This is a genomic window from Paenibacillus medicaginis, assembly GCF_042138635.1.
In the GTDB taxonomy this organism is placed as follows: domain Bacteria; phylum Bacillota; class Bacilli; order Paenibacillales; family Paenibacillaceae; genus Paenibacillus; species Paenibacillus medicaginis.
The window spans coordinates 27,625-49,907 of sequence record NZ_JBHIRY010000007.1 but is presented as its reverse complement, the minus strand read 5'-3'; the positions used below and the strand labels follow the sequence as shown (position 1 = coordinate 49,907).

Below are 22,283 nucleotides of genomic sequence, written 5' to 3'. Positions count from 1 at the left end.
TGCTTCGATAGACATTTTGTTTATAATATTTGCCGAAGAAAGGTAAGACTGGTTTCGATCGATTCCAGTTGGGGAATCTCGTATTCCTCCTGCTCCACCGTGTACCATTCCACACCACTACGTTTGCCGGCCGCCGTAATTGCCTTGAAGTCCAAGATGCCGGAGCCGATCTCCGTATTCCGCTTATCCTGCTCGCTTTTCATATCCTTGATATGCAAAATACGGCAGCGGTCTTTGAACGATTCAATCCAATCCGCGGCGCTAAAGCCCGCATACTCAGCCCAATATGTATCCAGCTCCAGGAACATATGCTCAGGCCGTGTGTTGCTTGCAAGCAGCTCGAGACCTGTCAGGCCGTCATGCTTTTGGAATTCGAAGCCGTGGTTGTGGTAGCCGAAGCGAAGGCCCTGCTCTTTGCAGCGTTCACCGATCCGATCGAAGATTTCGGCTGCCCGCTTATAGCTGTCAGCGTTTTCACGCAATTCTTCGGGAATCCCCGGACAAATAATGTAAGGACTGCCGATGACAAGCGAATATTCGATCATTTCCTCCAACCGCTTCACAAGGTCAGGCATGCCGATATGGCTGCCCGCGGCCCGCAGTCCGTATTCATCCAATGCCGTCTTCAGCTGCGCAGCCGATGTGCCAAAATACCCGGCGAACTCAACGCCGTCATACCCTATTTCCGCCACCTTTTTCAGCGTCCCCAAAAAATCCTCACTCGTAAATTCTTTGATCGAATAGAGCTGCAGCGCTACATTCTCCATTGAAATACCTCCTTCATTAACAAGTAACGTAAGGATATCAAAATCGACTCAGAAGTAATACAATGAAGCTATTCGAAAGTATAAAATATTTGTCATGGTTAATCGAGGTGCTGAAATGATGACCGAACCGTATTTTGAATCCAACCGGTCCCAATCCGGGTCGATCCACTATCCTTATGAAAGCATGATCCACTTCGGTAAAGAGCCGCGCTGCCTTGTGGAACCCCACTGGCATCTGTATATTGAAATCTTATATTTTCTTTCCGGCAAGGCCAAGGTTTATTTGGGAGGCAAATGCCATGTCCTTGGGCAAGGCGATCTGATTCTGATTCATTCCCATGAAACGCATTCGGTTTATTCCTTGGATGACAAGGTCTCTTATATCGTCGTTAAATTTGATCCCGAGATTCTGTATTCGACTTCCCGGACCATTCTGGAATCAAAATATATTCTGCCGTTTACCCTAGCCGAATCCAGTAGTCAGCGCGTTTTTACCGAGCCAGAAATTAAGGATACGCCGATTCCCGGCATGATCTGGGAGATTTACAATGAATTCAGCGCCAAAAGCTTTGGCTTCGAACTTGCCGTGCGTACCCTCATCTGCCGCGTTTTTTTATGGTTCCTGCGCCAGACCCGTCACCAGCATTGGAACTGGGAGGTGGCGCATTCGCTGAATGACAGCGACTACCAGATGCTGCAGAAAGTGTTCGAATATATCGACTATAACTATATGAACGATATTAATGCCCAAACCGCCGCCCGCCTGTGCAATATGAGCTACAGCTATTTTTCCAGAAGATTCAAGGCAATCATGGGCAAAACATTCACCAATTATTTGAGCTACATCCGGATTACCGAGGCGGAGAAACTTCTCCTCATAACAGATAAAAGCATGACCGATATCGCGCTGGAAGTCGGTTTTTCTAGCTCCAGCTATTTCATCCAGCAGTTCAGAAAATACAAAGATATTTCCCCCTACCATTTCCGTAAAAAAGGAAAAGCCTGACACGTGGAGTTAGGCTTTTTCAGCGAGTAGCACAGGTAACCTCCCATAAGACTGGTCGCGCATCCAAAGGCGAATTCTCTGTGGGCAAATAAAAGTGTGGTGGTGACCACATTCAGTCAAAAAACTCCTACAAATTAATCATCGTTAAATCCATGATCATCTGTAGGAGTTTATCTTCATTTATCTATACTCAGTTTTTATCCATCCATTGAAAATGGAAGGTTCCTTCGCGGTCTGTGCGCTGGAAGGTATGGGCTCCGAAGTAGTCCCGTTGTGCTTGCAGCAGATTCGCTGGCAGACGCTCAGAACGATAGCTATCGTAGTATGCCAGAGCGGATGCAAAAGCAGGAACTGGAATGCCTCTCGTTACGGCAATGGCTACCACTTTTCTCCATGCTTCCTGGTAGCTTTCAATTACGCCGCCGAAGTAATCGTCCAGGAACAGATTTTTCAGCTCAGGGTTGCGGTCATACGCGTCCTTGATGTTTTGCAGGAATCTGGCGCGGATAATGCAGCCGCCGCGGAAGATCATCGCAATTTTGCCATAGTCGAGGTTCCAGTTGTATTCTTCGGATGCGGCTCTCATTTGTGCAAAACCTTGCGCATACGAAGCGATTTTGCTCGCATACAGTGCTTGGCGGACGGCTTCAATAAGTTCTTTAGCATCGCCGTCATAGCTTGCCGTAGCCGGGCCGTTCAGCTTTTGGCTTGCCGCCACACGCTCTTCCTTCATGGCCGAGATGAAGCGGGAGAATACGGATTCCGTAATAATGGAAAGCGGTACACCCAGATCAAGGGCGCTTTGGCTGGTCCATTTGCCCGTTCCTTTTTGGCCAGCGGAATCAAGAATTACATCGACCATCGGTTTGCCTGTTTCCGGGTCTACCTTGGAGAAGATGTCAGCCGTAATTTCGATCAGGTAGCTGTCCAGCTCGCCATTGTTCCATTCGGAGAAGATTTCATGCAATTCGCTAGTGCTTACATTCAAAACATCCTTCAGGATGTGGTACGCTTCGCCGATCAGCTGCATATCACCGTACTCGATGCCGTTGTGCACCATTTTCACATAATGGCCGGCACCGTCCGGTCCGATGTAGGTCGAGCAAGCGTCCCCGTTCACTTTCGCGGAAATGGCTGTCAGGATAGGCTCTACCAGCTCATACGCTTCCTTCTGGCCGCCAGGCATGATGGCCGGTCCTTTCAACGCGCCCTCTTCACCGCCGGAAACACCTGCCCCGATAAAGCGCAGTCCTTTGGCTGACAATTCTTTATTTCTTCTTTGTGTATCAGGGAAATAGGCGTTGCCACCGTCAATCAGAATATCCCCTTCATCCAGGTACGGTACCAGTTGATTAATGGTGTCATCGGTTGGTTGTCCAGCCTTAACCATAATTAAGATTCTGCGGGGCACTTCCAGGGATTGAACGAATTCTTCAATGCTGTATGTACCCGCAAAATTTTTCCCTGGGCTTTCTTCCAGCAGCTCCTTCGTTTTTTCAGCAGAACGATTATATAAAGAGACCGAGAATCCCTTGCTTTCGATATTCAGGGCCAGGTTTTTACCCATGACCGCAAGGCCAACGACACCAATTTGTTGTTTGCTCATTGTTATATCCTCTTTTCGTCATTAATCTATTTGAAAAGGCACTGCGACCAGCGGCGGCCTTTTGCTGCCAGCCGCCGCGCTCGCCTGAACAAGGTTAAATACTGATCACTTGCATTTCTGAATTATTGCACTGCTTTTTTCCAGTCGTTTGCGAATTTCTCCAGACCTTGATCTGTCAATGGATGTTTGGAGATTTGTTCAATAACGCTAAACGGAACGGTTGCGATATGAGCGCCGGCCATAGCAACACGAGTTACGTGATCCGGATGTCTGACGGAAGCTGCGATGATTTGCGAATCCAGGTTATGAATGCGGAACAATTCAGCAACTCTGACAATCAGTTGCACGCCATCTTCGGAAATATCGTCCAGACGGCCCAAGAATGGAGAAACATAAGTAGCACCTGCACGGGCTGCCAGCAGAGCTTGGTTCGGTGTGAAAATCAGCGTCACGTTCGTTTTCACGCCTTTTTTCGTCAGGTAACGGCAAGCCTCAAGACCAGGCAGTGTCATCGGCAGTTTAATGGTAATGTTTTTATCGTTATTGTTGATTTTGATCAGCTCTTCAGCCTGGGCAATCATTTCTTCGGCTGTTATTGCGTCAGGAGTCACCTCGGCGGACACCGATTCTACCTCAGGCACAGCTTGCAAAATTTCTTCAATCCGTTTTTCGAAGGACACGCCTTCTTTAACCACAAGGGACGGGTTGGTTGTTACACCAGACAGTACGCCGATTTTGTATGCTTTCTTAATGTCTTCCAGGTTTGCAGTGTCTACAAAAAATTTCATCGTAAATTACCTCCATGTAATAAATGATTAATATATATGAATTAAGGGGTTACCAGGGAATATGCAGTGCTGTCCTGCTTGCTTTCTTTGTTCTGTTCATCCTTGGAATCAAACAACCAGTGATGACCGTCCTTAGCGAGCAATTCATCCGCTTCGGCGGGGCCGTAGCTGCCTGCGGCATAAGGATACAGCGGAACGAGATTTTCCTCGAAGGCTTCCAGGATCGGCTGCACCCACTGCCAGGACAATTCAACTTCGTCCCAATGGGCAAAATACGTTGCATCGCCGTTGATCGCGTCATAAATCAGGTTTTCATACGCCTCCGGCAGATCTGCCCGGCTCGAATGCAGCTCGATGTTTGCAGGCTTGATCTCCCCTTTATGTTGAGGGTCATTCATATTCAACTGCAGCGTGATGCTTTCATCCGGGCTCATCTCGATAACAAGCAGATTTGGCTGCAGGGAGCTGTCCTTGGATGCGGCACCCAATTGGGTTAACGGATCTTTAAACTCAATGACAATCCGTGTGGACTTCTCTTTCATTCTTTTACCCGTGCGGATATAGAAAGGAACACCCTTCCAGAAATAATCTTCGATCTGCAATTTCGCCGCGATAAAGGTTTCGTTCATCGAATCCGGAGCGATTCCTGGCTCGGAAGTATAACCGGCTGCCGGAGGAAGACCCTTGATGCTTCCTTCCTGGTACTGGCCGCGAATGATATTCAGGCTGACATCCTGCTTGCGGATCGGCTCCAGCGCTTTGACGACCTGTTTCTTCTTCTCGCGCATCTGATCAATGGTGCTGTCATGCGGAAGCTGGATCGCCGTCATCATGAGCAGCTGCAGCATATGGTTTTGGAACATGTCACGCAGCGCGCCTACATGATCGTAATAGCCTGCTCTTTCTTCGACGCCCACCGTTTCATTGGCGGTAATCTGGACGTTGGAGATATAGCGGTTTTTCAGCAGGGCCTGCAGGACAGGGTTCGTTGCCCGCAGCGTTTCCAGTCCCTGCACCATCGGTTTGCCGAGATAGTGGTCAATCCGGTACACTTCGTCTTCCATAAATGATTTGCTCAGGTTCTCTTGAAGCTCTCTGGCTGACTGCAAGTCATGACCGAAAGGCTTTTCAATGACAAGGCGTTTCCAGCCCTGTGTTGAACCAAGTCCGCTGGCCTGAATGTTCGCTGCGATCGGTTCGAAAAACTCAGGTCCTACAGACAGGTAAAAGAGACGGTTTTGCGGAATGCCGAGTTCTTGTTCCCGCTTTTCCACCAGTTGCAGCAGCTTCTCGTAGTCTTCCTTACGGCCGATATCCAGCATGCTGAAGCGGAACGCCTGCACAAATTGCTTGATTTTTATTGAATCCGCTGCCTCCCGTCTGGAGAATTCGTGCAGCGATTGCTCGACATTCGCCTGGAAGGTCTCGTCAGACCATTCTCTCCGTCCAAGTCCAATCAGGGAAAAGGATTCCGGCAGCTTCTGGTCGATAAACAGATTATATAAAGCGGGATAAATTTTTCTTTTGGCTAGATCGCCTGTTGCTCCAAACAAAATAAAGGTTGTTGGCTCCATCTTCCTTACTCCTTCCAAAGAGCTGCTTATCTCCCGCATGGCAAAGATGTCTTTGCTGCTTTTCATTGACGGTTGTTTTTGGCAAGCTCTGGTTTGTTCTTTCTGGTTCTACTATAATACTTTTAGAAGCCATATAAGTAATTGATAAATTTAAGAGGAGATATAGATCACATTTATGAGTATAAATTATGAGCTTTACAAAGTTTTTTATTGGGCGGCCAAAACAGGCAGCTTGTCCCAGGCAGCCAAGGCTTTGTATCTCACCCAGCCCAGTGTCAGTCATGCGATCAAGCAGTTGGAGGACAGCTTCGGCATCACGCTGTTTCACAGAAATGCCAAAGGTGTGATCCTTACGCAGGAGGGTGCTGTTTTGTACTCCTATATCGAGCAATCGCAAATTTTAATCACATTGGCCGAGGAAAGAATGGCTGCGCTGAAAAATCTGGAAAGCGGCGAGCTGCGGGTCGGCGGCAGTGAATCGCTGTTCAAGCATTATCTGCTTCCTTTCATAGAGAAATTCCATGGGCAGTACCCGGATGTCAGATTGCAGCTCAACCATGGGACGACCCCGGAAATTATCTCTTTTCTCAAGGAAGGCAGAATTGATTTGGGCGTTGTGCGCATGCCGATTGTTGATGCTCAATTGGACGTCAAGGAAAGCTTTCAGTTGAGGGAATGCTTTGTGGCGGGTGAGCGGTATGCCGAGCTGAAGCACGAGATTTTGCCATTGGAAAAGCTGCAGCAGTATCCGGTCATATTGTTCTCACGCAACAGCCGGGTACGGGTGGGCATTACGGAGCTGTTCGAAAGCTACGGCTACCATCTGAAGCCGGATATCGAGGTCGGCAGCGTGGATCTGCTCATCGAGTTTGCGCGGCGGGGACTCGGAATATCCTACGTGACCAGGGAATTTGTAACAAAGGAGCTTGAGGAGGGGTCGTTGTTCGAAATCCAGTTGGATGTGAAGCTGCCACCTTCGCGTGTCGGCATCATGACCATGCAGAATTTGCCGTTGTCCAGTGCGGCCAACAAATTTATTGAACTTCTGCTGGAAAAGGATTTATGTAATTAACGCTAAAAGACCGCTTGCCGTTGTTTAGGCTAAGCGGTCTGCTTTTGGGTATCATTTATGTTCATGAGGACACCGATTTACTGGCAGCAATATTGGCGATGACACTGTTGCCTTCTACCAAGGTTGCAGGAAGGAAATCCTGCCGGTTTGTGAACTTGCCCTCCATCATTTCCAGCAACCACTGGATGGCAAGATTGCCGAGCGCTTTCTCATCCTGCAGAATACGGGTGAAATTCCAGCTCTGCAGACTGGGCTCCGGCCCGTCAAAGCATAAAATAGAAAGGTCCTCCGGGACGCGTAAACCGAGCTGCTCTGCCGCTCTCTTGGCCAAAACCGCGATGTTATATTCCATGGCGAATAAAGCGGTGATGTGCGGATTGCGCACCAGATGCCTTTTGATTAGCTCGATATCCTGCTCCATCGTTGCCTCGGAGGAAGGCTGTGTGCTCTCGATCGCGGTAAGCCACAGCTGCCTGTCGACGACCGCGTTTCTTTCCGCATAGGCCTGCACGATACCGTCCAAACGGTCTTCCACCGTCGTGATTCCGATCGCGCGCGGCGATACAATGCCGACATGCTCGTGACCCAGGCCAAATAAGTATTCCACTCCCATTTTGGCGGCGGCTGTATTATCGCTGGACACGGAAGTCGCGGCGACCCCCTTGAAGCACCTGTCGATCAGGACAAACGGGAAGCGGTTAACCACCATTTTCAAAATTTCCGAGCTGTAATGCTCCGCTTCGGCTGGATAAATAAGAAGTCCGTCAACGCCGAATTCCAGCAGCTCTTTGATCATTCTCTCCTCTTTGGTAGGCTGGCCCAGGGAACGCTTCAAAATCACAAAGCATTTGCCGTCAGAGGCTTCCTCGATGCTTGAAATGAGCTTGGTCCCATAGGTATCGTCGAAGGCGGTCACGATCAGACCAAACAGCGGTTTGCGCTCGTTGTCTTGTACGATCCGGCTTGCTGCCTGATCTCCTGACACAAATGTGCCTTTCCCCCGCTGCCGATAGACTGTACCGTCCTCAACCAATTTTTCCAGCGCTTTCTTGCTCGTAATCCGGCTGACGCGAAAGTCTTCAGACAGCTCCTTTTCCGACGGGACACGGTCGCCTGCCTTGTATTTTCCAGACACGATGTCCTGCTTTAATGCCTGGTATACTTGTTCATATAAAGCTTTCATCCCAGCCTCCACCTCATAGCCTTCTACATCCTTCTATCGGGAATCGGGCGCATCCCTTTCTATTTAAAAACAGCCCTTCCAAGTATAATCATCTCTATTATACCGAAAGGGCTTGAGGTTCGTTTACTGTTTTTTCAACTTAACAAGAAAGGTTTTGATTTCATAGGGCTTAATGTCAAAGGAGAACGGCCCCTGCACAGGAGTACCATCTGCTGCTCTCTCCATTAGATCACATTCCTGCCAGGATTCGACGTTCAGCCCGCTGCTGATCTCCACCCGTCCTCTGGCCCCTGCAAATTCATGCAGCCGGATGACGAGATCCTCGCCTAATTCGGCTTTTTTAACGGCATCAATTACGACATGATCACAGTTCAGCGAAAACATAGACAGGCTAGGCGTCCGTCCCTGGGCACCGGTAAGTGGATTATTGAGATCCCATGCTTCCCGGACTGTGCCGCCCTCATACCAGCCAGATGCGTGCGGTAGCAGTGCATACGTAAATACGTGTTCACCCTGATCCGCCTGCACATCCGGGTAGGTTGCCGATTTCAGCAGAGTCAGGCGCATCACATTGTCCTTGATGTCATGGCCGTATTTGCAATCATTCAGCAGGCTGACACCATAACCGGTTTCCGACAGATCCGCCCATTGATGGCCCACCGTTTCAAAGCGCGCGTAATCCCAGCTCGTATTCCAGTGAGTCGGCCGCTTGACGTTGCCATACTGAATGTCATAGGTCGCTTCCGTTGCCCGCACGTCCACAGTGAAGGCCGCTTTCAGCAGCTGATCCTGCTCATGCCAATCGATATGTGTTTCAAAATCAATGCGTGGACTGGCTGCATACAGAACCATATTCTGTGTGATCACGGACCGGCTATACGACCAGATGAACTGAATGACAGTGCGAACCGAGCCATTCTCAATGACTTTGCACTCGGTCAATTCGGTAATTTCCTTCATCTTCTCCTGGTAGTAAATATCAATATCCCAGGCATCATACTGCATCGGTTTATCCTCGAATACCTGCAGCACATTGCCTCTGGCCCCCGGAGCCAGCACATCACGCCTGTTCTTCACATCAAAAATACGAATCAGTTGGCCGTATTCATTCCATGTAATTTCATAATAAGGTGATGTGATGGAGTTGTTCGTCGTTTGAAATACAGAGCCAGCTTGCTCCTCTTTAGCTTGCTCCTCTCCACCTTGTTCGCAGGTAATGACTGCGGCTCCCATTGACGGAATCTGCTCCAGCCACACGAGCCAGCTTCCAGCGGCGGTCTGCTGGTACTGCAAGAGAGCACCATTCTCATTTTTCCAGATCAGCTCTTCATCGCCCTGCCCGGCAATCTGAACGATGCCGCTGCGGCTCCAGGAAGCGGAATTGAAGACGGTAAAAGATTGCCGATCATGTCCGTGTACGAGTCCTTTGACCACTTCCGACAGCGCCCCGCTCGCAAGACGTTCCGCCTCTTCATATTCAGCCCTGCTATCCTCGTACACCTCCCGGATCGATGAGCCGGGAATAATGTCATGGAACTGGTTGCGCAGCACGATTTTCCAGCTTTCCTCAAGCTCCTGTGCCGGATAGGCTGACCAGTCCCCGGATAAGACACTTTGCAATACACTTCTCCATTCAGCCTCACGCAGCAGCAGCTCCATTTTCCGATTCATGCGCTTGTTGTACGCCTGGCTCGTGTAGGTGCCGCGATGGTACTCCAGATACAGCTCCCCATCCCAGGTATGCACATACTGGTCCGTATGCTCGACCGTTTCATGCAGGCGCGCAAAAAATTCGTCCGCTCTTCCCGTCTTCACCGCCGGCAGTCCAGGCATCCGATCCAGCCGTCTGCGCATTTCCAGCATCTCGCGGTTGACGCCGCCTCCCCCGTCCCCATAGCCGTAGGAGAGCAGCAGCTCCTGATTCACCGCCTTGTCGCGGTATACCTCCCAGCTTCCCTTGACCGTACGGGGCGTAATGCGCCCGTTGTAGGTGTAGAACCAATACTCGTCTTCAGGTGTCGTAATAAAATGGGTGAGAATCTCCGTGCCGTCAATGCCCCGCCATTTGAACGTATCATGCGGCATTTTGTTGAACTGGCTCCAGCTGATTTTGGTCGTCATAAATGTGCGGATTCCCGATTTGATCAAAATCTGCGGCAAGGCCCAGCTATATCCGAATACATCAGGGAGCCATAAATATTCACACTCCCTGCCGTACTGTTCCCGGAAAAACTTTGTTCCATAGAGCAGTTGCCGCACAAGGGACTCGCCGGAAGTGAGGTTGCAGTCCGCCTCCAGCCACATGCCACCATCCGTCTCCCAGCGTCCTTCCTGCACCCGCTTTCCGAGCTGTTCGTAAAGATCCGGGTAATCCTGCCGGATATAATCGTACAATTGCGGCTGGGTCTGCAAAAAGATATATTCCGGAAAAAGCTCCATCAGTCGCAGCACGGTCGAGAAGGAACGGGCGGCCTTTTCCCTCGTATGCTTCAGCCGCCACAACCATGCCACATCAATATGCGTATGGCCGATACATGTCACGGTTACCGGATAATGCTTCGGGATATTCTCAATCGCTTCATTTAAACTGGAACCCGCACGATATACGCTCTCGTAGAACGCATCCGATCCCGGGGCGGACCAGTCAATCAGCAGAAAAGCCTGATCCAGAGCTTTTAACAGCGTTTGTCTTTCCGGCTGCGTCTCTGGCAAATAATTGACGGTATCAAGAGCCGCTTTCGCTGTAAAATACAGATCATCGGTCCTCGTATCAAGACAAGCGATATACGCCGTCTTGATCTGGTGCTCCTGCACCGTTGGTTTGCCGCCGCCCTCAAGTCCAGACCACAGCCTGAAGCACAGGTTCAGGCTGGTGCCAACCAGTTCGTCACTGATGAACACCTCCTGATGATTCATATCCACGCCCTGATAGGGCTCTCCGTTAAGATAAAGCAGGGATTCAAAACCGGAATTGCCACCCCCGCCCGTTTTCCCGAAGTCGAACACACCAACAATTTTTTCACTTTTCCAGTCCGCCGGAATATCTGCATCCGCCTTGATCCATGTATATTTGTCCCGCCCTTCCCAGCGGTCTCCTGTATTCATCACCGACCATTCTCCCTCTTGGGGAGGACGCTGGCCTACCGCCCCTTCCCTGTCCAGTTGAGCCTGGAAGGAAGTAATAGGCCGGATATTGCGGTAACGCCATGTGCTCAATTCACGGATACGGCGTTCAAGCTTTTCAATCGTCCAAAACATTACGTGCAGCTCCCTTCAACGTCGAATCTTTATCCTTTGGATGCTCCGCCGAGACTGAATCCTTTTGACATATAACGCTGTGAGAAGATGTACAGCACAACGGCTGGCATCGTATAAATCAGTGAAAATGCCGCAAGCTTGCCGTATTCCACCATGCCGTAGCTGCCAAAAAACTGATAGATGCTGACGGAAGCAGGAAAATTCTCCGGTGTCTGAATCAGAATGTAAGGAACGAAAAAGTTGCCCCAGCTTCCTGAGAACGTAAAAATAGCAACAGTGCAGATGCCCGGCACCATCAAGGGGGCCACGATTCTCCGCAACCCTGTCCATATCGCGGCGCCATCCACCCAAGCGGATTCCTCCAGCTCAAGCGGCACGGCATCCATGAAATTTTTCATCATCCATATCCCGTAAGGCAGACCGGATGCCGTTAGAAACAGCATCGTGCCCAGTATGGAATCGTCCAACTTCAAGTAAATAAACAGCTGATAAACAGGTACCATCACCGCCGTGATCGGGAGTGAGGTCATGAACAGAATGGTGTACATAAAAGGTTTTTTGTACTTCAGACTGTAACGGGACAGCGGATAAGCCGCCAGTCCTGCGATGACCACGACCAGTACAGCTTGCCCGAAGGAGAGCAGCAGACCGATGATAAAAGAGCGAATATTCGCCGGATCCGTAAGGATTGACGTAAAATTTTGCAGTGTCAAGGAATCCGGAATTTTCAAAGCCTGCTGCGCAGCAGGGTCAACCGAAGCCACAATCACCCACAGCAGTGGCAGCAGAAACAGCACCCCTATAAACGTCAGAATGATATAGGGGACGGTTATTTCAGCTTTAAAACGATTCATCGTGCATTCACCCGCCTTTCCCTATACTTTGACGTTCATGGACCGCATGTACACCAGACTCGCCAGGATGCCGATCAGCAGCAGGATTAGGGAAATGGCTGTACCATAACCAAGCTGGTAATTAACAAAAGCCTGATTATACATAAAAATCGGCAGTGTCTGCGTGGCCGTACCCGGCCCGCCGCCTGTCATGGCATAGATCAGGGTGAATACGCCCAGCGTTTGCAGCGTTACCAGAATCATGTTCGTTACAATGGAGCCCTTGACCGTCGGGATAACGACCCGGGTAAGCACCTGGAACCGGCTTGCTCCGTCAATGACCGCCGCTTCCTCAATCGTTTTGGGCACATCATCCAGCGCAGCCTGGAACACCATCATGGAAAAAGCGGTGCCATGCCATATATTGGCCACGATCACGCTGACCATCGGGAAGGTATACAACCAGGCTACCGGCTGCAGCCCGGCATATCCGAGTATGGCATTCAAGGTGCCGTTATCGCTGAGAAAAGCTACCCAGCAAAAGGCCACCACAATTTCCGGAGTAACCCAGCCCGCGATGACGATAATGCCGATCAAACGCCGGAACGTCGGATTTCTTTCCTTCATGAGCAGAGCCAATATAAATCCTAAAATCTGCTGTCCCAGCACAGCGGATGCCAGCAAAAACAGGATTGTATTCACCATGCTGATGCGGAAATTCGGATCCTGGAACATCGCGGCGAAGTTCTGGAAGCCGACAAACTGTATGTTTTGCGCGGCAGCACCCGTCAAGGACAGGTTCGTAAATGCAAAATAGAACGTCAACAGAATCGGTCCGGCAAAAAAGACAAGCAGCAGCAGCCATGCGGGAAATAAGAACAGAACCGACCTGAGCGCCGTGTAATCCCGTTTGGCAGAGCGATTCGTCTGCACCGTCCCGGAAACAGCCGGATTTGCAGCCACAGTACCACTCCTCTCTTGTTCATCTGCTGGTTAGCGTGTAGTAACAAGATCCTCGCCCACAATTTTCGTGACATTCGCCTGATACTGCTCGGCAGCCTGTTCAGGTGTCAATCTTCCTGTGACGACATCCTCAACCAGCGTCTGGATCTGGGTCGATACCGAAGGGTATTTATCAACGGCAGGACGGAAATGGGTGTTCTTCAGGAAAGCGGAAGCTTCCTTGAACATAGGGATCGCCTGGTACTTCGGATCCTCGGATACGTCACTGCGTGGAGACAGATTGTTCTCCTTCAGCAGAAGCGACAAATTATGCTCCTTGTTGGATGCCAGTTTTACAAATTCCCAAGCCAGTTCTTTATTGTCCGAATTTTTGGGGATGGACCAGGCCCAGCCGCCGGACATGGAAGTAGAGCCGGGAGCCTGCCCTTTTTCCGTTGGCATCGCTGCAAAACCTATAACCTCCTTGGACTCCGGCCATGGGGCAGAGCCGCCCTCGCGCCAGGTGCCAATCTGCCAAACGCCGTCAAGACCGATGGCCAGCTTGCCCTTCGGCATGAGCTGCTGATAGGCCACCGCACCCGCCTGGCCGTTCAATACCTGGGACAGGTTCGGCCCAAGCTTTTGCTTGTAGACCTGGTCGATAAATTTGAACGTATTCGTCAGCCCTTCGCTCTTCACAATCCATTTCTTGGACTCCGTGTCATACAGTGGGTCTCCTGTGCCATATAGCAGCATTTCAAAAGTCTGCATGGAGGTGGCTTCCCCGGTCGCTTTGCCTGAGTTCATCCAGAGCGGAACGACGTCCGCAGGCAGCTCCTCCTTGATCGTTTTGGCAGCAGTCAAAATGTCGTCCCACGTCTTGGGCTCCCATGGCACCGGAAGACCGGCCTGCTGGAATAGCTGCTTGTTATACCACAGTCCACGGGAGTCGGTATTATAAGGTACTCCGTACACTTTACCGTCCTGGGCGATGACCCCGTTTTTGACGTTCTCGGTAAACTGTCCCCACTCGCTCCAGTCTTTCACCTTGTCGTCCAAGGGCTCCAAATACCCTGCGCTGGCATCCGAGTTGACCATGAACGTATCCTCTGTCACCACATCCGGTGCGGTATTGGCGGATTTCAGCATCAGAGCAACCTTGGCAAAATAATCGCCTTCCGACACATTCAGCGGAGACAGCTTTACTTCTGCATCCGGATGCGCTTTTTTGAATTCCGGAATGACCTCCTGCTCCAGCCACTCCGTTAAGGCCTGATTGGCTCCGCCGCCGGAGCGGAACGTAATGCTGATCACATTTTTATCATTTTCTCCGCCGCCCGCATCCGTACCCGAGCCGCCGCTGGAACAAGCCGTGCTTAACAGCAAGCCACCTGTTACCAAACAAATCGTTGCCAATCTCTTGTATTTGCTCAATCCCATCAGAAGAATCTCCCCGTTTCCGCAATGGTATAGGTATAGCCTACCTCACTAAGCAAGCGCTTACAAATACGTGGAAAAAATTTATTTCATGCAAAGGCAATACGTTAGGGAACTCAACGAAATAATGACCCTGGAACAATGGTGAAGGAACTGGAAATCCCAAAACGCTCTCAGAATTTGTTAGACTAAGAGCAACAAGGGATTGGTAGGAACCCTCCTCCGACCCGAAGGAGGGATTCCCATGCAAAGTACGGTAAAGCAACGCTACGAACAGTTATACCCATTCCTGAATGAGCTCCAGAGGAGATTATTCGTCGCAACCGAAGCACTCGCATATGGACGCGGCGGCATAGCATTCATAGAACGAGAACTGGGCGTTTCGCACAAAGTCATTCAACAAGGCATCCGGGAACTGGAACATCCCGAACAGATCGATAAAGACCGGATTCGTAAGCCCGGTGGAGGTCGTAAGCGGACAGTCGATACCGATCCTACGTTGCTCCAAGATCTCCAAGCCTTGATTGATCCCGTCACGCGAGGAGAACCGGATTCCCCTCTACGCTGGACGTCCAAAAGTACCCTGAAGCTCGCGGCAGCTTTGCAAGAAATGGGACATGCGACCAGTGCCCAAATGGTCATGAAGTTGCTTCATGAGCTTGGGTATAGTCTGCAAGCCAATCGTAAAACGGATGAAGGAAGCCGCCATGAAGATCGGGATGCGCAGTTCCAACATATCCACGATCACGTACAACGCTTTCAGTCCGAGGGACAGCCGGTCATTTCGGTCGATACCAAAAAGAAAGAGTTGGTCGGCGACTTTAAGAATGGCGGCGTCGAGTGGCAACCCAAAGGCAGCCCAGAAAACGTACGTGTTCATGACTTTCAAATCCCGGAGCTCGGGAAAGTGAATCCCTACGGCGTCTACGATCTGACGGCAAATGCAGGATGGGTAAGTGTCGGAACCGATCATGATACAGCCGCATTTGCCGTCGAAAGTATTCGGCGTTGGTGGAATACGATGGGGCAACAGACGTATCCAAACGCGACGAAACTCATGATTACAGCCGATGGCGGTGGAAGTAATGGCTCTCGGGTTCGACTATGGAAAACCGAATTACAGAACCTTTCCAACGAAACGGGCCTGTCGATTTCCGTGAGCCACTTCCCTCCTGGGACCAGCAAGTGGAATAAGATTGAGCACCGCTTGTTCTCTTGCATTACACAAAATTGGCGCGGGAAGCCGCTCTCGAGTCACGAAGTCATTGTCAATTTGATTGCTTCCACAACGACTACGACCGGACTGAAGGTACAAGCCTCACTTGATACGTCGATCTACCCGAAAGGAATCAAAGTAACTGATGCCCAATTATCCGAAGTAAAACTTGAAAAAGATTCCTTTCATGGAGAATGGAATTACACCATTTCACCTCAAAACAGGTAGGTTATTTCGTTAAGATCCCTTAGTTATCAAGTTTCTTTGAATAGACTTTATGTACGCTCTGCATCTCCTCCTCCTCTGTCAATATAGATTGGGCACATATGGTACATAAAATGATCTACTTGGTATATATGATATATGTAAACATGTTATTCATCTTCTTCATTGCCCAAAAAATTTTTTGTTTATAGAATGTTCATTCTATTATTTCCATATAATTACTTGAGATTATCTTTAATGAAGTCGAGCTTCCTTCATTCATCACATAATTTGAAATTTATTCACTTCTCGCGCAGAGATCGATCTTAAAGTACCACTGACCTACCCAATTCAGATCAGGGGCTTTAAGATTCGTTTTTTAACATGTTTCCGGGAGAAGTCCCCTTCCTCTGCAGGTAGGGGATGAATCTCGGTTAGGCGAGGCCTAAATGCACTTGTATATTGTATAAGGCTCGTGCTTTCCTAGTCGAATGTTTGTGTGGTATGATGGGAATATATGTTCTACTTCAAACAGTCCCTATCAACGCTTATAAGAGCGCCAACTCTCGTCTGATCAAGAAAGATTTCCCCGATGTCAAAAAGAAATGGTGGAAAGAATATTTCTGGTCGCAAAATTACTGTCTGATTACCGTAGGCGGGGCTGCTCTGGAAGTATTGAAAACCTATATTGAGCATCCAGGGAAGGAGGTGAAAGCGGAGTGATTCGTTGTGTCAAAACCGCATTCCGAGCTTCCAAAGCTGATCTGGACCGACTGTTTGCGTGTAATCGGATTTCAGCCGAAGTTTGGAATGAATGTCTGTTGATCGCCAAAAACTATTCCCTGCAGCATCATGGAAGATGGATTGGACAAACCAAACTTCAAACCGCTATAAAAAATCAGTTCCCCCTGCACTCACAATCTGTACAGGCTGTTTGTCATAAATATTTGTTTGCCCGAGAGAGCGCCAGGCAAGCAAAAAGGCAAGGGCTGAAGACCAAATACCCCTACAAAAAGAAAAAGGTTTTCAACACGAAATGGGTAGACCAATCGTTCAAAATCGAGGGCAACACCATCCAGTTAAGCTTAGGCATCCAGAACGGAAAGCGCCAGCAGCCGATTCAGATTATCGTAGCCGACTTGCCTGATGCCGAGATCAAAGAAATCGAACTGGTATATGACCGAAAACTGATGGTTTCTCTTTGCTATGAGGATGGGAAAGTAGCCAAAGTCAACGAGGGTAGCGAGGTCGCAGGTGTGGATTTGGGAGAGATTCACTCGATTGCGGCAACGACCACCACAAACCAGTCGATCATCATCACGGGAAGAAAAGCCAGAAGCATTCATCGGCTTCGCAACAAAAAGCTGGCCGAAATTCAGAAGCGGATGAGCAAATGTCAAAAAGGCAGCCGACAATGGAAAAAATACAAGAAAGCCAAAACGTACATCCTCGGCAAAAGCGAACGTCAACTCCAGGATGTCATTCATAAAACCACCAAGCAATTTGTGCAGTGGTGTACGGAAAATGACGTCAAGGAAGTCGTGATTGGCCAAGTGGAAGGCGTACAACGCCATACGAAAAAGAAGAAAAGAAAAACCGTCACGCAAAAACTATCCAATTGGAGCTTCGGCAAGATCCGGAAACAACTCGAATACAAGCTTGAAGTCCATGGAACAAACGTGAAACAGGTGAATGAAAGCTACACAAGTCAACAATGTCCTTGTTGCGGTAGAAGGAAAAAGACTTCTACAAGAAACTATACCTGCTCCTGCGGCTATAAAGAACATCGGGACGTTCATGGAAGCAAAGGAATATTGTCCAAATATCTGCATGGAGACATCCGATATTTGGGCGAAACGAAATCGATTAAGTATCTACGGATCGTTTAGATGCGCGAGAAGTAGTAGATGGTGAGTTCCCACCCACTTGCAAAAGTGTTGCTTACTGAACCACTCCGCTAGATTTCCGCTGCTGGCAGCGAAAGCCAATAGCCAACCTATTTGTTTGCAGAAGGTAACGGTGTGGTTGGTAAGAAACCCCTATTTCTAAGTGAAGTGTAAGTAGGGGAGGTTCATTCTAAAATACTTAGTGTTGTATTAATAATACCCGATAACTTCTCTTGATTGGTTGCTGTTTTGACCATTGTACGTAATCCTAGCCAAGCATTCATAAAGTAATGGGAAAGGACATCAGGGTCAAGTTTAGCTGCGATCTCACCTGTTTGCTGACCAATAAGAATAAGTTCGTATAATAATTTTTCAGTTTTTGTATAGCTATCTTCAACAAAAGAAGATACCTCTTGATCTAACACGCCTAGTTCCACACCAGAATTCACGAGGAAACACCCTTGAGGATCTCCTTCTTTCTCTAAAGTGGTCTGCAAAAAATATTGTAATAATTGTTTAACCGGCTCTTGCTTCTCAACCAATAGCCTCATTTTGTTATTTTGAATAGCTTCATATCTTTTAAGTGCACTCATAAATAAAGCATGCTTATCACCAAAAGTATCATAGATGCTTCTTCTATGAATCCCCATATATTCAACCAATTCTTGCATCGAAGTTTTTTCATAACCTTGCACCCAAAAAAGATGTATTGCTTTATCCAGTACTTCATTTACCTCAAATTCTTTATGTCTTGCCATATTCATCACCTCGTGCATTCATTATACATTGGAGTGAGCATTCAGCAAACTTATAGTACCTCCCCCCTTAAGCGAGACGATTTGGAACTGCTTTCATCGTGTTCTCCTTAGAAATTTATAATCACCTTCCCTTTTGGACGTCCATTTGCGACTAATTCTAACGCTTCATTTATTTCGCTAATTGTAAACTGTTTTGGATGCAGCGGTGGAACAATATTATTCTCTTCAATAATTTTGGTGATTTCTTTTAGCTGTGCGCCATCGGAACGAACAAAAATAAATCGGTATTCTACATTATTCTTCTTGGCTTTGTTATCATATTTTGCACCAGCAAGAGAAAAAAGCTTCTTTTTCCACCATGGAAAATTTTTATCTTCAGCAAACCGCTTATTTGGCCCTGTACGGAGAGAAAGTAATCTTCCACCCGGTTTAATAATTTTCAATTCATTGTCGAATTCCTTGGCTCCCAAGGTATCTATCACATAATCAATATTTGACAACAAATCAACATAGTTTTCCCTGGTGTAATCTAAATATTGGTCTGCACCAATTTCTAAAGTACGTTCGCGTGCTTGTGAGTTGCCACTAACAATAACCTTAAGCCCCATAGCCTTTGCAATCGGGACAGCCATTTGACCAAAACTACCCGATCCACCTGGGATAAATACAGACTTTCCAGACTGTGCCTCAAGCTCTTCATGCAAGCCCTGATACGCCGTAAGCCCAGTCAATGCTGCGGCAGCGGCTTCTGCATAGGACAAATTTTTAGGCATAGGCGCAATTGCGTCAGCATCAATCGCAGCATATTCCGCAAAAGCACCAATTTTATTTAGTGGCAGTCGTGTGTAGACTTCATCACCTATATAAAATCCTTTTACATTTCTCCCTACTTTTTCAACAATTCCTGCCAATTCATTACCAAGAGTCAGCGGGAATTTATAATCTTGAATCAGTTTCACGCTACCTGTAATAACTAACATTTCGAGTGGATTGACGGCGGCAGATTTGACCTTTACCAAAATTTCGTTGCCAGCAATTTCTGGAATTGGAATATCATTGACTTGAGCATGCAGTTCTTTTGAATACTTGGTAATTTGAGCTGCTTTCATAAGTGTTTTCATTATTCATTAACATCCTTCCGTTTGTTTCCTTATAGAAGTGCAAATGAGGCTGTACCCAATTTTAATTTGAAGCCAATTACTTACTTTCCTGGTGCTCTAATTCTTTCAATGTAGGATAATCCGTATACCCCTTGCTTCCGCCACCATAAAATGTTGCAGGATCTGCTTCATTTAATGGAGCGCCTGCTTTAAGCCGTTCCACAAAATCAGGATTAGCTAATGACCACACTCCAACAGGAGCTAAATCAGCAAGGCCACTATCAATATCAACACTGATATTGTCTATTGTCCGTCCAGCCCGATTGACTAATAGCGGATTAGTCCATAAGGAACGAATGTCTTGGAGCAATTCATCATTTCCAAGGTGCATGACGTGAAGATAAGCCAAATTCAATTTAGCTAATTCTTTCGTCAAGTAACGGTAAAGCTCTGGCCCTTGTTCACCATCTTGAATTCCGCCAAGAGGCGTCCCTGGAGAAATGCGGAAGCCAGTTCTCTCTGGGCCAATCTCATCAACGACAGCTTTGGCTACTTCAATCGCAAAGCGAGCGCGATTTTCTATAGAACCACCATACTCATCAGTCCGCGTGTTTGAATTTTCTCCAATAAATTGGTTGATTAAATATCCGTTTGCTCCATGAATTTCAACACCGTCTGCACCTGCTGCAATAGCTGCAGCCGCGGCCTTTCGATAATCTTGAATGGTTGTTTGAATTTCTTCTTTACTTAGTTCACGTGGTACCGGGATCTCCTGCATACCTGTAGCTGTAAACGTTTCTATCCCCGGAGCAATTGCAGATGGCGCAACAGGTTGTCGATGATGCGGTGTATTGTCAGGGTGTGACACACGACCAGCATGCATTAACTGGATATAGATGTATCCGCCTGCTTCATGTACAGCACTCGTCACCTTTTTCCATCCTTCAATATGCTTTTCTGTATAAATCCCAGGTGTCATTAAGTATCCTTGACCATCGTCGGATGGTTGTGCACCTTCCGTAATTAGAAGTCCCAAGGAAGCGCGTTGAGCATAATAGAGTGCAGCCAACTCTCCAGGTGTACCATCTTCTTGTGCTCTACTGCGTGTCATTGGGGCCATCGCTAGTCGATGAGGCAGTTCTATGTTTCCAATTTTTGTTTTATCCCATATTTTATCCAACTTTATTCCTCCTATTTAAGTGAGATTAATTGTATGGACAGATTTACAACTATATTTAGAATTCTGAAATCAGTGGATAAATTTGTCCTCTTAAATTGAAGGTATAATTTTGATCTACAATTCCTACCACTTCATGGCTATCATACAGGTCCATCATGAAACCAGCCATTTGCTTAGAAGTATGATATTTAGGCATGTTTGCTTTAAAATCAAAAGCTTCAGCATCTATTGATTTTTGTGCAAATTCTGACTCCGTAATAGCTGGTGCCAGAATTTTCGCCTTTAATTTTGCACCTTTTAGTTCCAATTCTTTAGCAAGCCCTTCAGTAAAGGCACTAACATAATATTTGGTTGCAGAGTATGTGACACTGCCTACAGCGATAGCATATCCAAGTGCTGAAGATACGTTAATCAACTGAGCGCCTTCTACATCAGCATAGTCTCTAACATAGAGCGTAGAAAGAATAGTCAAGGATTCAATGTTCACTCTCAGCATATTCTCTACTTTTTCCAATTTTTGATCAGCAACAAAGGCTCCTTCTCCAAGCCCTGCGTTATTAATCCATGTTTCAATTTGATATCTCTTTAAATCCTTATATAAATTGTATGCCTGATCAGTAACCGAAAGGTCACTCGTAACAACAACAACATCAAGATCTGAATTTATCTCCTTAACCTTTGATTTAAGTTCTTCTAACTTATCTAATCTTCTGGCAACAATGATCAAGTTTTTGCCCCGAGCAGCAAACGCCAATGCAGTCTCATAACCAATTCCTGAACTTGCTCCTGTAATTACTGTATACTTCATGCAATTCTCTCCTTTTAATTTGAGCGACCATTAGAGAATGATCGTTCTATTTTGATCACAATGAAGATTTTTAACCTAGAGCAATCTTATCATTTTTAGAACGATCAGTAAAGTATTTTTATCAAGGGAATTTGACTTGTAGAAAGTGAAATGAAATCAATGCCCCGTTCTGTTTTGTGTGGATCTAACCATATGAGTAACCAATTTGCGTGGCAGTAACCGCGGAATAAATGCCATTAGTCGGTTGCGAGCCCCAGGTATGATGATCGTATCGCCACGCAAGAAGCCCCTATACCCTTCCTCAGCCACCTGACCAGCCTCCATGATTGCACCATTCTTTATCAATTTTGAATCGCCCATGCCCGAACGGTCTACAAAGCCGGTTGACGTAACTCCTGGGCATAATGCCGTCACAGTCACTCCCGCACCACTCAGTTCGTTTTCAAGAGCTTCGGTGAATGATAAAACATATGCTTTCGTTGCGTAGTAAATGGACATCATAGATCCCGGAAAGAAAGCCACCAAGGAAGCTACATTCATCACGCCGCCCTGACCTCTTTTGACCATGTCCGGCAAGAACAGTTTTGTCATAATTGTCAAAGCCTTAATATTAACATCAATCATGTTGCAAGCTGAAGAAGTTTCCCCTTATTACGAGCCACTAA

General features: G+C 47.6%; 18 protein-coding genes and 1 pseudogene. 5 read left to right on the top strand and 14 right to left on the bottom strand.

Features of this window, described 5'->3' with window-relative positions; all coding sequences use genetic code 11:
* Positions 1–20: 20 nt before the first annotated feature.
* Positions 21–767: a sugar phosphate isomerase/epimerase family protein gene (locus ACE5LO_RS09520; protein ID WP_375519787.1), complete on the bottom strand. Its 747-nt coding sequence runs from the start codon at positions 765–767 to the stop codon at positions 21–23.
* A 115-nt stretch (positions 768–882) separates the two neighbouring features.
* On the opposite strand from ACE5LO_RS09520, the gene ACE5LO_RS09515 reads away from it, so the two are divergent.
* Entirely contained in the window at positions 883–1,773 is an 891-nt protein-coding gene (locus ACE5LO_RS09515) for a helix-turn-helix transcriptional regulator (RefSeq protein ID WP_375519786.1), read from the top strand.
* A gap of 190 nt (positions 1,774–1,963) precedes the next feature.
* Here ACE5LO_RS09515 and gnd read toward each other — a convergent pair whose 3' ends face one another.
* The 3 genes from gnd to zwf all read right to left on the bottom strand — a co-directional run bounded on the left by gnd (position 1,964) and on the right by zwf (position 5,741).
* Positions 1,964–3,379 (bottom strand): NADP-dependent phosphogluconate dehydrogenase, encoded by a 1,416-nt coding sequence (gene gnd, locus ACE5LO_RS09510; protein ID WP_375519785.1) that lies wholly within the window; start codon positions 3,377–3,379, stop codon positions 1,964–1,966.
* Between the two features lie 122 nt (positions 3,380–3,501).
* Positions 3,502–4,167: a fructose-6-phosphate aldolase gene (gene fsa, locus ACE5LO_RS09505; protein WP_375519784.1), complete on the bottom strand. Its 666-nt coding sequence runs from the start codon at positions 4,165–4,167 to the stop codon at positions 3,502–3,504.
* Between the two features lie 41 nt (positions 4,168–4,208).
* Positions 4,209–5,741 (bottom strand): glucose-6-phosphate dehydrogenase, encoded by a 1,533-nt coding sequence (gene zwf, locus ACE5LO_RS09500; protein WP_375519783.1) that lies wholly within the window; start codon positions 5,739–5,741, stop codon positions 4,209–4,211.
* A 175-nt stretch (positions 5,742–5,916) separates the two neighbouring features.
* Between zwf and ACE5LO_RS09495 the strand changes: the two genes are divergently transcribed.
* Positions 5,917–6,813, top strand: a complete 897-nt coding sequence (locus ACE5LO_RS09495) for a LysR family transcriptional regulator (protein ID WP_375519782.1) — start codon at positions 5,917–5,919, stop codon at positions 6,811–6,813.
* A gap of 61 nt (positions 6,814–6,874) precedes the next feature.
* On the opposite strand, the gene ACE5LO_RS09490 is transcribed toward ACE5LO_RS09495, so the two are convergent.
* The 5 genes from ACE5LO_RS09490 to ACE5LO_RS09470 all read right to left on the bottom strand — a co-directional run bounded on the left by ACE5LO_RS09490 (position 6,875) and on the right by ACE5LO_RS09470 (position 14,469).
* A complete protein-coding gene (locus ACE5LO_RS09490) occupies positions 6,875–7,996 on the bottom strand; it encodes a GntR family transcriptional regulator (protein ID WP_375519781.1) in 1,122 nt (373 codons plus the stop codon).
* Positions 7,997–8,119: 123 nt separating this feature from the next.
* Positions 8,120–11,254, bottom strand: a complete 3,135-nt coding sequence (locus ACE5LO_RS09485; RefSeq protein ID WP_375519780.1) for an alpha-mannosidase — start codon at positions 11,252–11,254, stop codon at positions 8,120–8,122.
* Positions 11,255–11,283: 29 nt separating this feature from the next.
* Positions 11,284–12,108 carry a carbohydrate ABC transporter permease gene (locus tag ACE5LO_RS09480; RefSeq protein WP_375519779.1) on the bottom strand — a complete coding sequence of 275 codons (825 nt, stop codon included), beginning with the start codon at positions 12,106–12,108 and terminating at the stop codon, positions 11,284–11,286.
* 21 nt (positions 12,109–12,129) lie between these two features.
* Positions 12,130–13,020, bottom strand: coding sequence for a carbohydrate ABC transporter permease (locus ACE5LO_RS09475; protein WP_375519930.1), 891 nt, complete (start codon positions 13,018–13,020; stop codon positions 12,130–12,132).
* Positions 13,021–13,080: 60 nt separating this feature from the next.
* The gene (locus ACE5LO_RS09470) at positions 13,081–14,469 is read right to left on the bottom strand and encodes an ABC transporter substrate-binding protein (protein ID WP_375519778.1); all 1,389 of its coding nucleotides are present in this window, start codon (positions 14,467–14,469) and stop codon (positions 13,081–13,083) included.
* Positions 14,470–14,710: 241 nt separating this feature from the next.
* Between ACE5LO_RS09470 and ACE5LO_RS09465 the strand changes: the two genes are divergently transcribed.
* The 3 genes and pseudogenes from ACE5LO_RS09465 to ACE5LO_RS09455 all read left to right on the top strand — a co-directional run bounded on the left by ACE5LO_RS09465 (position 14,711) and on the right by ACE5LO_RS09455 (position 17,775).
* Positions 14,711–15,910 (top strand): ISAzo13 family transposase, encoded by a 1,200-nt coding sequence (locus tag ACE5LO_RS09465; protein WP_375519777.1) that lies wholly within the window; start codon positions 14,711–14,713, stop codon positions 15,908–15,910.
* Between the two features lie 516 nt (positions 15,911–16,426).
* Positions 16,427–16,609, top strand: a pseudogene (locus tag ACE5LO_RS09460) (transposase); the annotation flags it as partial.
* The gene (locus ACE5LO_RS09455; protein ID WP_375519776.1) at positions 16,606–17,775 is read left to right on the top strand and encodes an RNA-guided endonuclease InsQ/TnpB family protein; all 1,170 of its coding nucleotides are present in this window, start codon (positions 16,606–16,608) and stop codon (positions 17,773–17,775) included. The pseudogene ACE5LO_RS09460 and the gene ACE5LO_RS09455, both read left to right, overlap by 4 nt.
* A gap of 182 nt (positions 17,776–17,957) precedes the next feature.
* Here the strand turns inward: ACE5LO_RS09455 and ACE5LO_RS09450 are convergent, their stop codons facing one another.
* The 5 genes from ACE5LO_RS09450 to ACE5LO_RS09430 all read right to left on the bottom strand — a co-directional run bounded on the left by ACE5LO_RS09450 (position 17,958) and on the right by ACE5LO_RS09430 (position 22,242).
* Complete coding sequence (locus ACE5LO_RS09450; RefSeq protein ID WP_375519775.1) at positions 17,958–18,530, bottom strand: TetR/AcrR family transcriptional regulator; 573 nt, start codon at positions 18,528–18,530, stop codon at positions 17,958–17,960.
* A gap of 107 nt (positions 18,531–18,637) precedes the next feature.
* Positions 18,638–19,651, bottom strand: coding sequence for an NADP-dependent oxidoreductase (locus tag ACE5LO_RS09445; RefSeq protein WP_375519774.1), 1,014 nt, complete (start codon positions 19,649–19,651; stop codon positions 18,638–18,640).
* Positions 19,652–19,727: 76 nt separating this feature from the next.
* Entirely contained in the window at positions 19,728–20,810 is a 1,083-nt protein-coding gene (locus ACE5LO_RS09440) for an alkene reductase (RefSeq protein ID WP_375519773.1), read from the bottom strand.
* Positions 20,811–20,865: 55 nt separating this feature from the next.
* Positions 20,866–21,618 (bottom strand): SDR family NAD(P)-dependent oxidoreductase, encoded by a 753-nt coding sequence (locus ACE5LO_RS09435; protein WP_375519772.1) that lies wholly within the window; start codon positions 21,616–21,618, stop codon positions 20,866–20,868.
* 156 nt (positions 21,619–21,774) lie between these two features.
* The gene (locus ACE5LO_RS09430; protein ID WP_375519771.1) at positions 21,775–22,242 is read right to left on the bottom strand and encodes an SDR family NAD(P)-dependent oxidoreductase; all 468 of its coding nucleotides are present in this window, start codon (positions 22,240–22,242) and stop codon (positions 21,775–21,777) included.
* Between the last annotated feature and the right edge of the window lie 41 nt (positions 22,243–22,283).